Source organism: Streptomyces ochraceiscleroticus (assembly GCF_000720485.1).
GTDB lineage: Bacteria > Actinomycetota > Actinomycetes > Streptomycetales > Streptomycetaceae > Streptomyces > Streptomyces ochraceiscleroticus.
Genome location: NZ_JOAX01000026.1, coordinates 154,659 through 168,459, shown reverse-complemented (window position 1 = coordinate 168,459; position 13,801 = coordinate 154,659). Strand labels below are relative to the sequence as shown.

The following is a 13,801-nucleotide window of genomic DNA, read 5'->3' as shown; positions in this document are numbered from 1 at the left end:
CACTGGGGAAATAACGGTGAACCCGGGTCGTCACGGACCCTTGGCAGCATCACAAGCAAGTCCGGTCTGCCGGTCCGCCCCGGGACGGGCGGCCGGCCCGGTGAGGCCAGGCCGCCGTTGAGCCGGCGCACAACACTGCGAAGCGGGACGAGAGCCACTATGCACGACGGACAGCGAAACGAACTGCGGGACGACAGCGGGCCGCGTCAGCAGGGCGGCGAGCGGGGCGGCGGGCTGCCGCTGGCCGGGTTCACGGTCGGGGTGACCGCGGCCCGCCGCGCCGCCGAGCTCGGCACGCTGCTGGAGCGCCGCGGCGCCGAGGTCGTGCACGCGCCCGCGCTGCGCATCGTGCCGCTCACCGACGACGCCGAGCTGCTCGCCGCCACCAAGCAGCTCATCGACGACGCGCCGGACATCGTCGTGGCCACCACCGCCATCGGCTTCCGCGGCTGGGTGGAGGCCGCCGAGGGCTGGGGCCTGGGCACGCCGCTGCTGGAGCGGCTGGGCGGCGTCCAGCTCCTGGCCCGCGGCCCGAAGGTGCGCGGCGCGATCCGCGCCGCGGGTCTCACCGAGGAGTGGTCGCCCGCCTCGGAGTCCATGGCCGAGGTGCTGGACCGGCTGCTGGAGGAGGGCGTGGCCGGCAAGCGGATCGCGGTCCAGCTCCACGGCGAGCCGCTGCCCGGCTTCGTGGAGTCGCTGCGCGCCGCGGGCGCCGAGGTCGTCGGCGTCCCGGTCTACCGCTGGATGCCGCCGCAGGACATCGGCCCGGTCGACCGCCTCCTGGACGGCATCCTCGCGCGCACGGTGGACGCGGTGACCTTCACCAGCGCCCCGGCCGCCGCTTCGCTGCTGCGCCGCGCCGAGGAGCGGGGCGTCCGGGGCGAGGTGCTGGACGCGCTGCGGCACGACGTACTGCCCGCGTGCGTCGGCCCGGTGACCGCGCTGCCCCTGGAGAACGAGGAGGTCGCCACGGTCCAGCCGGAGCGCTTCCGGCTCGGCCCGCTCGTGCAGCTCCTCTGCCACGAACTGCCCGGCCGCGTCCGCCCGTTGCCGGTCGCCGGCCGCCGGGTGGAGATCCGCGGGCACGCGGTCCTCATCGACGGCGAGCTGCGGCCCGTGCCGCCCGCCGGCATGTCGCTGCTGCGCGCGCTGGCCAAGCGGCCCGGCTGGGTGGTCTCGCGCGGTGACCTGCTGCGGGCGCTGCCCGGCGCGGGCCGCGACGAGCACGCGGTGGAGACCGCGATGGCCCGGCTGCGGGTCGCGCTGGGCGCGCCGAAGCTGATCCAGACGGTGGTCAAGCGCGGCTACCGGCTGTCCCTGGACCCGCACGCGGAGACGAAGTACGCGGACGCGTAAGGGCGTTGACCGCACCGGCGGGCCGGGAACGGCGCGTACGAGAGCACGGTACCGAGGGTTCCGGCCGGGCCCCGGGCCGGGCACTCTGGAGGGAGACGTTGTCCCCGAAGGAGTGACAGGCACATGGCGGCCCCTTACGACCTGCGGTTCGACTGCGGGCGGATCTGCCTGGACCTGGTGGCCACGGCCGGCGAGCCGCCGGCCGAACGGCTCCTCGGCCCCGACCACTTGAGGGCCTGGCTCGTCGGCGCGGGTGTCGTCGCGCGCAGCACCGCGCTCGACGCCGTCGACGGAAGCTGGGTCGCGCGCTTCCGGGCGCTGCGCGAACTGCTGCGGCGCATCGTGCACGACGAGATCCGCGGCCGGGCGGCCGACCGCGACCTGGCGCTGCTCAACGCCACCGCCGAGGCCCCGCCCCCGCCCGAGCGTGCCGTACGCGGCGTGGACGGCGTACTGGAGCGCCGCCCGGCGCGCCCGCCGGACTGTGCCGGGCTGATGTCCGCGGTCGCCCGGGACGCCGTCGGGATGCTGACCGACGCGGTGGCCCGCGGCCAGTTGCGGCAGTGCGAGGGCGAGGCGTGCTCGCGGATCTATCTGGACACCTCGCGCGGGCGCCGGCGGCGCTGGTGCTCCAGCGAGGTGTGCGGCAACCGCGAGCGGGTGGCCCGCCACCGCCGCCGCGCCACCCTCGGCCCGGCCTCCCGCGTCACCGGCTGAACACCGGAGCGGTCACCGGCCGAACACCGATGGCGACACCGGCTGAACACCGGAGTCCCCGCGTCCGTACTCCCCTGGACCAGCCCGTCAGCGAAAGCTGTCCGTACTGTCGACCGGGGAGTGGCGTTGCGCAAGGATGCCGTCGTGGCCGACCGGACGACGCCCGACGAAGAGCTCATGCGGGCCCTGTACGAGGAGCACGCGGGACCGCTCCTCGCGTTCGTCCTGCGGCTGGTGGCCGGCGACCGGCACCGCGCCGAGGACGTGGTGCAGGAGACCCTGCTGCGCGCCTGGCGCAACGCCGACCAGCTCCAGCGCGCGACCGGCTCCGTACGTCCCTGGCTGGTCACCGTGGCCCGCCGGATCGTCATCGACGGGCACCGCAGCCGCCAGGCCCGCCCCCAGGAGGTGGACGCCGCGCCTCTGGAGACGCTGCCCGCCGCCGACGAGATCGACCGTGCGCTGCGCCTGATGACGATCTCCGAGGCGCTGGCCGACCTGAGCCCGGCGCACCGGGAGGCCCTGATCGAGACGTACTTCAAGGGACGTACGGTCAACGAGGCGGCGGAGGTGCTGCGGGTACCGCCCGGGACCGTACGGTCGCGGGTCTTCTACGCGCTGCGCTCCTTGAAGCTCTCGCTGGAAGAACGAGGAGTGACGGCGTGAACCGGCCCCACCCGCCCGCCGAGCCGGCGGACCACACCGACGTCGGCGCCTACGCGCTCGGCGTCCTGGACGCCGCGGACGCCGCCCGCTTCGAGGAGCACCTCGCGGGCTGCGACCGCTGCGCCGCCGAGCTGGACGGCCTGCTGGGCCTGCCCCCGATGCTGGCCGACCTCGCCGACGACGGTACGGGCGCCCCGCCGACCGTCGCCACGCTCGTTCCGACGCCCTCCCGGCGCGTCCTGGGCGGCCTGCTGAGCGAGGTCGCCGCGACCCGGCGGCGCAGGCGCGGACGGCGCCTCGCCCTCGTCGCGGCCGCCGCCGCACTGATCGTCGGCGGACCGCTCGCCACCCTGGCCGTCACCGGGGACGAGCCGCAGCCGCCGCGGCAGACCGCGAGCCCGGCCGAGCAGATGTACGACAGCGGCGGCCGCAAGCACACCGCGGTCGACCCGGTCACGAAGGTCACCGCGGGCGTCACGATGGCCGACCGGCCCTGGGGCACCTCCGTCGCCCTCCGCCTCGGCAACGTCAAGGGCCCGCTGAGCTGCTCCCTCATCGCGATCGGCAAGGACGGCGATCGGCAGACCGTCACGACGTGGGCGGTGCCGTACGGCGGGTACGGCATCAAGGGCGGCAGTACGAAGTGGAGCCGCCGGCCGCTCTACACCAATGGCGGCGCCGCCATGCACCGCGCCGACATCGACCGCTTCGAAATCCGCACCCTGGACGGCGAGCGGCTGGCCGCCGTCGACGTGTGACCGGCTCCTTCGCGCGCCTCACAGGTGCGCCCGCGACCTGCTTCGCGTACGGTTGACGGCTGCCCTACGCACAGCAGAAGGGGGCCTGGGTGGCCGCGCAGAACGCCACGCACGCGCCGGAGAACTCCACGCACGCGCCGGATTCCGTAGTACCCGAAAGCGACGGAGTACCCGAAAGCGACGGCGACTCCGTACGCGACCGCGAGATCGCGGGCGAGCAGTCGCACCTGGACCGGGTGTACCGGCGCCTCGAGGAGAAGATCGACGAGGCGCAGTTCCTGATGGCCGACGCCGCCAAGCGCGGCCAGGTCGGCACGCCCGGCGCGCTCGCCGAGCGGGACGCGCAGGTCTTCCAGGCCGGCGTCCATCTGCACCGCCTCAACTCCGAGTACGAGGACTTCCTCTTCGGCCGCATCGACCTGCTCCTGGGCAAGGACGGCAAGCGGGGCCCGGACGGCGCGTACACCTCCGTCGAGCCCGCCGACGGCGCGATCGGCGCCGACAACCGCGCGGAGATCGCCGAGACGCTGCACATCGGCCGCCTCGGCGTGCTGGACGCGGACTACACACCGCTGGTCATCGACTGGCGGGCACCGGCCGCCGCGCCGTTCTACCGGGCCACGCCCGTCTCCCCGGGCCGCGTCGTGCGCCGCCGCGTCATCCGCTCCAAGGGCCGCCGCGTCCTGGGCGTCGAGGACGACCTGATGCGCCCGGAGGTCACCGCGACCCTGGACGGCCAGGAGCTGCCGGCGATCGGCGACGGCGCGCTGATGGCGGCCCTCGGCCGGGCCCGCAGCCACTCCATGCGCGACATCGTCGCCTCCATCCAGGCCGAGCAGGACCTGGTGATCCGCGCGCCCGCCGCCTCCGTCACCGAGGTCGAGGGCGGCCCCGGTACGGGCAAGACCGCGGTCGCCCTGCACCGCGCCGCCTACCTGCTCTACCAGGACCGGCGCCGCTACGCGGGCGGCATCCTCATCGTCTCGCCCACCCCGCTGCTGGTCGCCTACACCGAGGGCGTGCTGCCCTCGCTCGGCGAGGAGGGCCAGGTCGCCATCCGCGCGCTGGGCGCCCTCGTGGAAGGCGCGGAGGCCACCGCGTACGACCCGCCCGAGGTGGCCCGCATCAAGGGCTCCTCACGAATGGTGAAGGTGCTGCGCAAGGCGGCCCGGGGCGCGCTGGAGCTGTCCGCCGACGCCGCTCCGGCCGGGCAGCCGGACGGCCAGCTCGCCTTTGGGGCCTTTGACGACGAGGCGGACACGGAGGACACCGCCCCCGCCGTACCCACCGACCGCCTCCGCGTGGTCGCCTTCGGGGCCCGCGTCGAGCTGGACGCCGCCGAGCTGCGCCGCATCCGGCAGGCCGTGCTCGGCGGCACCGCGCCGGTCAACCTGCTGCGCCCGCGCGCCCGCCGGCTGATCCTGGACGCGCTGTGGGCGAAGACCGGCGGGGACCGCCGCTACAGCGACCCGGAGCTGGCCGCCGAGGCGCGGTCCGGCTTCGACGAGGACATCACCACTGAGCAGGACTTCGCCGACTTCCTGGACGCGTGGTGGCCGGAGCTGACCCCGCGCCGGGTGCTGGCAGCGATGACCGACGAGAAGCTGCTGGGCCGCTGGTCGCGCCGGGTGCTGCAGAACCGCGAGGCGCGCCTGCTGGCCCGCTCGCTGGGCGGCCGCCTCGACGCACAGGGCCAGGGCCCGCTGTCCGTGCACGACGTCGCGCTCCTGGACGAGCTGCAGCTCATCCTCGGCGCCCCGGCACGCCCGGCCCGGCCGCGCGAGGCCGACCCGCTGGACCAGCTCACCGGCCTGGAGGAGCTGACCACCTTTGCGGACCGTAATTCCTCGGGGCGCAGCCGCCGCGAGCGGCTCGCGGAGGAGCGTACGGACTACGCGCACGTCATCGTCGACGAGGCGCAGGACCTCACGCCGATGCAGTGGCGGATGGTCGGCCGCCGCGGCCGGCACGCGACCTGGACCGTGGTGGGCGACCCGGCACAGTCCTCCTGGTCGGACCCGGACGAGGCCGGCGAGGCACGGGACGAGGCGCTGGGCACCCGCCCGCGCCGCCGCTTCACCCTCACCGTGAACTACCGCAACCCCGCCGAGGTCGCCGAGCTGGCGGCCCGGGTGCTGGCGCTGGCCATGCCGGGCATGGTCGCGCCGGAGGCGGTGCGCTCCACGGGCCTGCGGCCGCGGTTCGCCGTGGCGGGGGACCGGCTGGGGGATTCCGTACGGGAGGAGGCGCGCCGGCTGCTGGACGAGGTGGACGGCACGGTCGGCGTCGTCGTCGCGATGGACCGGCGCGAGGAGGCCCGCGGCTGGCTCGCGGACCTGGGCGACCGGGTGGTCGCGCTGGGCTCGCTGGAGGCCAAGGGGCTGGAGTACGACGCGACGCTGGTGGTCTCGCCCGCCGAGATCGCGGACGAGTCGCCGGCCGGGCTGCGTGTGCTGTACGTGGCGCTGACCCGGGCCACGCAGCGGCTGACGGTGGTCTCCGGCGCCCGCGACGAGCCGGACGCGGACGGGGTGCCGGACCTGCTGCGGGACTGAGCGTTCCGGGCGGCGGAAGACATCTCGCGCGACGGGAATCGCATATGGGGAAGGTTTGTTAGCCTGTATGTGGCACCGGCCCGATCCAAGCCCCCGGGCCCAACCATAGTCGCTTCGAGCGACCACTTGCCGCGAGGCGAGCATGGCGGGTCGGTGCCACCTCACTCTTCAGCGGAAGGCGCCACGGGATCTCCCGTGGCGCCTTCCGCTCGTTCAGGGGCCGTGTCTCAGCCGATGACGCGGACCTGTTCCGCCTGCGGTCCCTTGCGGCCCTGGGCGATCTCGAACTCCACCCGCTGGGTGTCCTCCAGATTGCGGAAGCCGTCGCCACTGATCGAGCTGTAGTGGACGAAGACGTCCGGTCCTCCGTCCTCCTGCGCGATGAATCCGTAACCCTTCTCGGAGTTGAACCACTTCACGGTGCCCTGAGCCATATCGCCCGTCCTTGCGTGTCTTGGGGTGCTGCGGGCCAGATACTAAGGGCGGTACGCCAGATTTCCTCCCTATTCAGGCCCTTTTTCAAGCGAAGGAGTGGGGGGTTCCGCCGAGCTGACTAACTCTCGTATTGTGGAAATGTCTTTCCGAAACTTGTGGCTGGTTACCGTGTACCGGCCGGTAGGTGGGACGATCGAACGATGCGCAGGACATCCGAGCTCCTGGGACAGCGCATAGGGACACAAGGGAAAGCAGAGGAAGTCGGCCATGGCAACGGCGCCTAGCGTCTCGTATTCGATGACGGTGCGACTGGAAGTTCCCGCGAGCGGCACCGCCGTCAGCCAGCTCACCACGGCCGTGGAGTCCTCCGGCGGGTCGGTCACCGGCCTCGACGTGACCGCTTCCGGCCACGAGAAACTCCGGATCGACGTCACCATCGCCGCGACGTCCACCGCGCACGCGGACGAAATCGTCCAGAAGCTGCGCGAGATCGAGGGCGTGTCGCTCGGCAAGGTCTCCGACCGTACGTTCCTGATGCACCTCGGCGGCAAGATCGAAATGTCGTCGAAGCATCCCATCCGCAACCGTGACGACCTCTCGATGGTCTACACGCCCGGCGTCGCCCGCGTCTGCCAGGCCATCGCCGACAACCCCGAGGACGCCCGCCGCCTGACCATCAAGCGCAACAGCGTCGCGGTGGTCACCGACGGCTCCGCCGTCCTCGGCCTCGGCAACATCGGCCCCAAGGCCGCGCTGCCCGTCATGGAGGGCAAGGCGGCCCTGTTCAAGCGCTTCGCCGGCATCGACGCCTGGCCGATCTGCCTGGACACCCAGGACTCCGACGCGATCGTGGAGATCGTCAAGGCCATCGCCCCCGGCTTCGCGGGCATCAACCTGGAGGACATCTCCGCGCCCCGCTGCTTCGAGATCGAGGCGCGGCTGCGCGAGGCCCTGGACATCCCGGTCTTCCACGACGACCAGCACGGCACCGCCATCGTGGTGCTCGCGGCCCTGACCAACGCGCTGCGCGTGGTCGGCAAGAACATCGGCGACGTGCGCGTCGTGATGTCCGGCGCGGGCGCCGCCGGTACGGCCATCCTCAAGCTGCTGCTCGCGGCCGGCGTCAAGCACGCCGTCGTCGCCGACATCCACGGTGTCGTGCACGCGGACCGCGAGGACCTGGTCGACGCCGACCCGGACTCGCCGCTGCGCTGGATCGCGGACAACACCAACCCCGAGGGCATCACCGGCACCCTCAAGCAGGCCGTGGTCGGCGCGGACGTCTTCGTCGGCGTCTCGGCGCCGAACGTCCTGGACGCCGACGACGTCTCCCGGATGGCCGACGGCGCGATCGTCTTCGCACTCGCCAACCCCGACCCGGAGGTCGACCCGGGTGAGGCCCGGCAGACCGCCGCCGTCGTGGCCACGGGCCGCTCGGACTTCCCGAACCAGATCAACAACGTGCTGGTCTTCCCGGGTGTCTTCCGCGGCCTGCTGGACGCGCAGTCGCGTACGGTCAACGAGGAGATGATGCTGGCCGCGGCCGGCGCGCTCGCGGACGTCGTCCTGGAGGACGAGCTGAACGCGAACTACATCATCCCCAGCGTTTTCAACGACAAGGTCGCCGGCGCCGTCGCCGGAGCCGTCCGGGACGCCGCGAACGCGGCCGGTACGGCTGTGACGGGCGGCACGACGGCCTGAGTACGGCGCGTCGCATGACACCGGGCCCTCAGGGCCCCCATAGGGTGGCGGTCAGCGCATTGCTGGCCGCCACTCGGTGAGTCGGGCCCGAGCATGGTGCGGAGCGTCACCGTAGCGTCACCTTTTCGGAGCGATGGCGCTCTTCGTGTGACCCTCCAGGGCGCCGGATTGGCTTTACCGCCGCAGGTGGGGGCAGGATGCGTTACCGGGCGCGAGGGTCTGAACCACAGACCCGGGTCCGGGGACTGTCCGAGGGCCCTGGCAGCATCGGCTTCGCTGTGCCTGATGCGGCTCCGCCGCGTGGCACGCCCATTGGCAAGAAGAACACGGGAGTAATACATGAACCGCAGTGAGCTGGTGGCCGCTCTGGCCGACCGTGCCGAGGTGACCCGCAAGGACGCCGACGCCGTTCTGGCCGCGCTCGCCGAGACCGTCGGTGAGATCGTTGCCAAGGGCGACGAGAAGGTCACCATCCCCGGCTTCCTCACCTTCGAGCGCACCCACCGTGCCGCTCGCACCGCGCGCAACCCGCAGACCGGCGACCCCATCCAGATCCCGGCCGGCTACAGCGTGAAGGTCTCCGCGGGCTCCAAGCTCAAGGAAGCCGCCAAGGGCAAGTGATCCGGCACCGTGCTCCCGGGACGACGGAGCACGGGCCGCATCCCAGGAGAGGCAGCCATCCCGGCCGGATGGCTGCCTTTCGCATGTGTACGGGCCGTCGCGAGGTGTGCCGAGCGCTGGTACGTACCGCGGCAGGGCCCGTGTACGGCCCTGAGAACGCCGAAGGGCGGGCACCCCGGCCAGGGTGCCCGCCCTTCGGCATCAGGCGCTTCAGCCGTTGCTGAGCCGCTCACCGGCCCCACACGGTCAGCCGTTCAGCGTCAGCTCTTGAGTGCGCCGTTCGGCAGTTCGACCTTTGCGCCGAGCTCCACGAGCTTGTCCATGAAGTTCTCGTAGCCGCGGTTGATCAGGTCGATGCCGTGGACGCGGGAGGTGCCCTGCGCCGCCAGCGCCGCGATCAGGTACGAGAAGCCGCCGCGCAGGTCGGGGATGACCAGGTCGGCGCCCTGCAGCCTGGTGGGGCCGCTGACGACCGCCGAGTGCAGGAAGTTGCGCTGGCCGAAACGGCAGGCCGAGCCGCCCAGGCACTCACGGTAGAGCTGGATGTGCGCGCCCATCTGGTTCAGCGCGGAGGTGAAGCCGAGGCGCGACTCGTAGACCGTCTCGTGGACGATCGACAGGCCGGACGCCTGGGTCAGCGCGACCACCAGGGGCTGCTGCCAGTCGGTCTGGAAACCGGGGTGCACGTCGGTCTCCAGGGCGATGGCGTTCAGCGGGCCGCCCGGGTGCCAGAAGCGGATGCCGTCGTCGTCGACCTCGAACGCGCCACCGACCCGGCGGTAGGTGTTCAGGAAGGTCATCATCTCGCGCTGCGAGGCGCCGCGTACGTACACGCTGCCCTCGGTGGCCAGCGCCGCGGACGCCCAGGAGGCCGCCTCCAGGCGGTCCGGGAGCGCGCGGTGGTTGTAGCCGCCGAGCTTGTCGACACCGGTGATCCGGATGGTCCGGTCGGTGTCCATGGAGATGATCGCGCCCATCTTCTGCAGCACGCAGATGAGGTCCTCGATCTCGGGCTCCACGGCGGCGTTCGACAGCTCGGTGACGCCCTCCGCCAGGACGGCGGTCAGCAGCACCTGCTCGGTCGAGCCGACGGACGGGTACGGCAGCCGGATCTTGGTGCCGCGCAGTCGCTGCGGGGCCTCCAGGTACTGGCCGTCGGCCCGCTTCTCGATGACCGCGCCGAACTGGCGCAGCACGTCGAAGTGGAAGTCGACCGGCCGGCCGCCGATGTCGCAGCCGCCCAGGCCCGGGATGAAGGCGTGACCGAGGCGGTGCAGCAGCGGGCCGCAGAAGAGGATCGGGATCCGCGAGGACCCCGCGTGCGCGTCGATGTCCGCGACGTTGGCGCTCTCCACGTGCGACGGGTCGAGGATCAGTTCCCCGGACTCATCGCCCGGGCGTACGGTCACGCCGTGCAGCTGCAGCAGCCCGCGCACGACGCGCACGTCGCGGATGTCGGGCACATTGCGCAGCCGGCTCGGCTCACTGCCGAGCAGCGCGGCGACCATGGCCTTGGGCACGAGGTTCTTCGCGCCGCGGACCTTGATCTCGCCCTCCAGCGGTGTGCCGCCGTGGACAAGCAAAACGTCGTCGGTCATGGATCTCGCGTTCCTGGAGACGGACAGGGACCAAGCTGAAATGGTAAGGGCGGTGCAGGGGTAGTCCGTAGGGTCGAGCGGCCCTGGTGCGTGTAATAGCTTTGTCACAACACGTACGGTTTATCGGGCGGAACGCACCGTGATGTGAGAGAGGGCCCGGATGCCGGGTGGGTCGTACTGCGTCCCGTCCGGCCGGAGTGCGTGCATACCGGTGCGGCCATTGGCGCCCCGCGCCGGCCCGAAGTGCGGGATCATGTCGCCATGACCGAGGTGTCCTCGCTCACCGGCCGGCTGCTCGTCGCCACGCCGGCGCTCGCCGACCCGAACTTCGACCGGGCCGTGGTGCTGCTCCTCGACCACGACGAGGAGGGCTCGCTCGGCGTCGTACTGAACCGTCCCACGCCCGTCGGCGTGGCGGACATCCTCCAGCCCTGGGCCGAGCTGGCCGGCGAGCCGGGCGTGGTCTTCCAGGGCGGCCCGGTCTCGCTGGACTCCGCGCTCGGCGTCGCGGTGGTCCCGGGCGAGGCGGGTGAGCACGCCGGAGCGCCGGTGGCGGACGGCGACGGGGCCGAGGGGGCCGACACGGACGGCGACGGCCCCCTGGGCTGGCGCCGCGTCCACGGCGCGATCGGCCTGGTCGACCTGGAGGCCCCGCCCGAGCTGCTCTCCGCCGAGCTCGGCTCGCTGCGCATCTTCGCCGGGTATGCGGGCTGGGGCCCGGGCCAGCTCGAGGAGGAGCTGGTCGAAGGCGCCTGGTACGTCGTCGAATCCGAGCCGGGCGACGTCTCCTCCCCGTCCCCCGAGCGTCTTTGGCGCGCGGTCCTGCGCCGCCAGCGCAACGAACTGGCGATGGTGGCGACGTATCCGGATGATCCCTCGCTGAACTGAGGCCGCGGGCTCCGGCGGGGGTCCGGGCGGGCCGCGGCGCCCGGTTCGGCGCGCGCGTGAGTACCCTTGGCAGTTATGAGCACTCTTGAGCCCGAGCGCGGGGCAGGTACAGGCACCCTCGTGGAGCCGACGCCGCAGGTGTCGAACGGCGACGGTGACCACGAGCGCTTCGCCCATTACGTCCAGAAGGACAAGATCATGGCGAGCGCGCTGGACGGCACGCCCGTCGTCGCGCTCTGCGGCAAGGTCTGGGTTCCCGGCCGAGACCCGAAGAAGTACCCGGTCTGCCCCATGTGCAAGGAGATCTACGAGTCCATGGGCGCCGGTGGCGACAAGGACAAGGGCGGCAAGGACGGCAAGGGCGGCGGCAAGAAGTAGGCCCCGGCTCCGGTCCTCCGCACGGCGACGCCCGGCTCGCTCCCCAGGGGGGAGGGCCGGGCGTCGTGCTTTTCGCATCAGCCGTACGTGCGCCGGGCCCCGCGCCAGTCGTACGCGCGTCGGGCTTCGCGTCAGCCGTTCGCGCGCCTGCTGAGGTCGAAGACGCCGCCGCTGTCGGCGCCGGCCTCGCACAGGTTCGAGTAGCCGCGCACGACGAACGAGGCGCTGCCCCGCCAGATGCTCTTCGCGACGACCGTCACCGGCCGGTAGATCATCGGGCAGGGACGGCGGACCGACTCGAGCGCCCGGAAGTCGCCGTTCGCCCGGGTCAGGGCCCGGCAGGCCGAGTAGGGCCGCGGGTGGCTGCCCCCGGTGGGGTAGCAGTGCAGATTCGCGGCGGCGATCACCTTGCCGCCGGTGCTCGTGCCCTGGTGGATGACGATGCTCGCCTCGCCGGCCGGTACTCGCTGGGGTGCGGCGGCGGCCGGCGCCGCGGCTGCCGAGAGGGGCAGCAGGCCGAGGGCGGCGACGGAGAGCAGGGCGGCGCGGACGCGTCTCTTGCGCATGGCGGATTCCTTACGATGGGCTGAAAGTCGGGTGAGACGGACATCTCGCCTTATGGATAGCCCTGCAGGGGTGCCGTGCGGCTGATTGTGGTCCGCCGGTGGCGTGTCGGGCGGCCGGTCCCGGCGGCCTGCCGCTGCTGCGGGTAACCGTGCCTGCGCAGCCAGGAGTTACCGGAGGTCGGCGCGCGGCGGCCCTTCGGAGGCCCGGCGGCGGCGCCTCGGACGCCCGATCGACGGATCGCCCCCAAACGTGTGAGCCCCCCGAAAGGCGGGCGCGGTGCGGCCAGGACCCTGGCACCGTGTACCCACGTCGTGGCGCGGGCATGCCGATCCGGTACGCCGGTCCGGAATGTCGAACACCCGCACAGGGCCTGCCTGCGGGCAGCCATAAGGCGTCAAGTGGCGTCAAGCGCACGGCGCGTGCGGTACGTGCGGTAACGCACAGTGCTTGAGAAAGGTGGCAATACGCTCTCTTCGGAGGTCCGGGACGTGCCAGGACCAACCAGCGCCAACCCGCAGGTCGGTGACGGAAGCTGCCTTCATGGACCCTCGCGTCGCGGGCCTGCGAAGATGTGCCAGAGTTGCCACGTCCGGGCTGTGAGCACGTACCGTACGGCGAGGCGGAACAGCACAGCCGGGACACCGGGGAAGGGGCAGCTGGGTTGACCACGCACGCACCGCAGGCGTCGCATTCCGTGACGTTGCCGGCCTCGCTCGACGAGGCCGTGGCGGCGCTGGCCGCCATGCCCGCCGCCGTGCCTGTGGCCGGTGGCACCGATCTGATGGCCGCCGTCAACGCCGGGCTACTGCGCCCGGCGGCGCTGGTCGGTCTGAACCGCATCAGCGAGATCCGCGGCTGGCAGTACCAGGACGGCCACGCGCTGCTCGGCGCCGGCCTCACCCTCGCCCGCATGGGCCGCCCCGACTTCGCGGCCCTGATCCCGGGCCTCGCCGCGGCCGCCCGCGCCGCCGGACCCCCGCAGATCCGCAACGCCGGGACGCTCGGCGGCAACATCGTCACGGCCGCGCCGACCGGCGACACCCTGCCGGTACTGGCGGCCCTCGAAGCCACCGTGATCATCGCGGGCCCGGGCGGCGCCCGCCGCGAGGTCCCGGTCAGCCACCTGCTCGCGGGCATGGAGATGCTGCGCCCCGGCGAGATCGTCGGATTCGTGCGGGTGCCGCTACTGCACGCGCCGCAGACGTTCCTCAAGGCCACCGGGCGGACGGGACCGGGGCGCGCGGCCGCATCCGTCGCGCTGGTGCTCGATCCCGCACGCCGGGGCGTGCGCTGCGCGGTCGGCGCGGTCGCGATGATGCCGCTGCGCCCGCTGGACGCCGAGCAGTGGGTGGCCTCGCTCATCGACTGGGACAACGACCGCGGCCTGGCCCCCGAAGCGCTGACCGCCTTCGGGGACTACGTGGCGGCCGCCTGCATCCCGGATCCCGCGCCTCCGGAGGACGGTACGGAGGCGGCCACCCTGCCCCCGGCCGCCCTGCACCTGCGCCGTACGGTGGCGGCACTGGCGCGCCGAGCACTTGGGAGGGCGCTCTCGTGAGTG

The 13,801-nt window shown here is 72.7% G+C and carries 13 protein-coding genes; 10 read left to right on the top strand and 3 right to left on the bottom strand.

From position 1 onward, the window contains the following. The first annotated feature begins 159 nt into the window (after positions 1 to 159). From IG84_RS0129075 to IG84_RS0129055, 5 genes are all read left to right on the top strand, one after another. Positions 160 to 1,356 (top strand): uroporphyrinogen-III synthase, encoded by a 1,197-nt coding sequence (locus IG84_RS0129075; protein WP_031063346.1) that lies wholly within the window; start codon positions 160 to 162, stop codon positions 1,354 to 1,356. Between the two features lie 123 nt (positions 1,357 to 1,479). Beyond that, a complete protein-coding gene (locus IG84_RS0129070) occupies positions 1,480 to 2,073 on the top strand; it encodes a CGNR zinc finger domain-containing protein (protein ID WP_031063343.1) in 594 nt (197 codons plus the stop codon). 177 nt (positions 2,074 to 2,250) lie between these two features. Next, positions 2,251 to 2,739, top strand: coding sequence for a sigma-70 family RNA polymerase sigma factor (locus IG84_RS0129065; protein WP_051862555.1), 489 nt, complete (start codon positions 2,251 to 2,253; stop codon positions 2,737 to 2,739). Then, positions 2,736 to 3,497, top strand: coding sequence for an anti-sigma factor family protein (locus IG84_RS0129060; protein WP_031063338.1), 762 nt, complete (start codon positions 2,736 to 2,738; stop codon positions 3,495 to 3,497). The genes IG84_RS0129065 and IG84_RS0129060 overlap by 4 nt, the downstream gene beginning before the upstream one ends. Positions 3,498 to 3,586: 89 nt before the next feature. Continuing rightward, positions 3,587 to 6,052 (top strand): HelD family protein, encoded by a 2,466-nt coding sequence (locus tag IG84_RS0129055; RefSeq protein WP_031063337.1) that lies wholly within the window; start codon positions 3,587 to 3,589, stop codon positions 6,050 to 6,052. Between the two features lie 227 nt (positions 6,053 to 6,279). On the opposite strand, the gene IG84_RS0129050 is transcribed toward IG84_RS0129055, so the two are convergent. Continuing rightward, complete coding sequence (locus IG84_RS0129050; protein ID WP_030250355.1) at positions 6,280 to 6,486, bottom strand: cold-shock protein; 207 nt, start codon at positions 6,484 to 6,486, stop codon at positions 6,280 to 6,282. Between the two features lie 268 nt (positions 6,487 to 6,754). Here IG84_RS0129050 and IG84_RS0129045 point away from each other — a divergent pair, with 268 nt between their 5' ends. Then, a complete protein-coding gene (locus IG84_RS0129045) occupies positions 6,755 to 8,188 on the top strand; it encodes an NAD-dependent malic enzyme (RefSeq protein ID WP_031063326.1) in 1,434 nt (477 codons plus the stop codon). A gap of 339 nt (positions 8,189 to 8,527) precedes the next feature. After that, a complete protein-coding gene (locus tag IG84_RS0129040; RefSeq protein ID WP_003954777.1) occupies positions 8,528 to 8,809 on the top strand; it encodes an HU family DNA-binding protein in 282 nt (93 codons plus the stop codon). A gap of 260 nt (positions 8,810 to 9,069) precedes the next feature. Here IG84_RS0129040 and murA read toward each other — a convergent pair whose 3' ends face one another. Further along, a complete protein-coding gene (murA, locus tag IG84_RS0129035) occupies positions 9,070 to 10,407 on the bottom strand; it encodes a UDP-N-acetylglucosamine 1-carboxyvinyltransferase (RefSeq protein WP_031063319.1) in 1,338 nt (445 codons plus the stop codon). A 261-nt stretch (positions 10,408 to 10,668) separates the two neighbouring features. Here murA and IG84_RS0129030 point away from each other — a divergent pair, with 261 nt between their 5' ends. Together IG84_RS0129030 and IG84_RS0129025 are read left to right on the top strand one after the other, a co-directional pair. After that, positions 10,669 to 11,295 (top strand): YqgE/AlgH family protein, encoded by a 627-nt coding sequence (locus IG84_RS0129030; RefSeq protein WP_031063316.1) that lies wholly within the window; start codon positions 10,669 to 10,671, stop codon positions 11,293 to 11,295. Positions 11,296 to 11,370: 75 nt separating this feature from the next. Next, complete coding sequence (locus tag IG84_RS0129025; RefSeq protein ID WP_030250340.1) at positions 11,371 to 11,673, top strand: DUF3039 domain-containing protein; 303 nt, start codon at positions 11,371 to 11,373, stop codon at positions 11,671 to 11,673. A gap of 131 nt (positions 11,674 to 11,804) precedes the next feature. On the opposite strand, the gene IG84_RS0129020 is transcribed toward IG84_RS0129025, so the two are convergent. Then, the gene (locus IG84_RS0129020; protein WP_051862540.1) at positions 11,805 to 12,239 is read right to left on the bottom strand and encodes an SSI family serine proteinase inhibitor; all 435 of its coding nucleotides are present in this window, start codon (positions 12,237 to 12,239) and stop codon (positions 11,805 to 11,807) included. Positions 12,240 to 12,901: 662 nt separating this feature from the next. Between IG84_RS0129020 and IG84_RS0129015 the strand changes: the two genes are divergently transcribed. Further along, positions 12,902 to 13,798 (top strand): FAD binding domain-containing protein, encoded by an 897-nt coding sequence (locus IG84_RS0129015; RefSeq protein WP_031063306.1) that lies wholly within the window; start codon positions 12,902 to 12,904, stop codon positions 13,796 to 13,798. Positions 13,799 to 13,801: the final 3 nt, after the last annotated feature.

Bases quoted from the DNA above. Each gene is read 5' to 3' on its own strand.
- IG84_RS0129075 (WP_031063346.1), top strand. From the start codon at position 160: ATGCACGACGGACAGCGAAACGAACTGCGGGACGACAGCGGGCCGCGT.
- IG84_RS0129070 (WP_031063343.1), top strand. From the start codon at position 1,480: ATGGCGGCCCCTTACGACCTGCGGTTCGACTGCGGGCGGATCTGCCTG.
- IG84_RS0129065 (WP_051862555.1), top strand. From the start codon at position 2,251: ATGCGGGCCCTGTACGAGGAGCACGCGGGACCGCTCCTCGCGTTCGTC.
- IG84_RS0129050 (WP_030250355.1), bottom strand. From the start codon at position 6,486: ATGGCTCAGGGCACCGTGAAGTGGTTCAACTCCGAGAAGGGTTACGGA.
- IG84_RS0129045 (WP_031063326.1), top strand. From the start codon at position 6,755: ATGGCAACGGCGCCTAGCGTCTCGTATTCGATGACGGTGCGACTGGAA.
- IG84_RS0129040 (WP_003954777.1), top strand. From the start codon at position 8,528: ATGAACCGCAGTGAGCTGGTGGCCGCTCTGGCCGACCGTGCCGAGGTG.
- murA (WP_031063319.1), bottom strand. From the start codon at position 10,407: ATGACCGACGACGTTTTGCTTGTCCACGGCGGCACACCGCTGGAGGGC.
- IG84_RS0129030 (WP_031063316.1), top strand. From the start codon at position 10,669: ATGACCGAGGTGTCCTCGCTCACCGGCCGGCTGCTCGTCGCCACGCCG.
- IG84_RS0129025 (WP_030250340.1), top strand. From the start codon at position 11,371: ATGAGCACTCTTGAGCCCGAGCGCGGGGCAGGTACAGGCACCCTCGTG.
- IG84_RS0129020 (WP_051862540.1), bottom strand. From the start codon at position 12,239: ATGCGCAAGAGACGCGTCCGCGCCGCCCTGCTCTCCGTCGCCGCCCTC.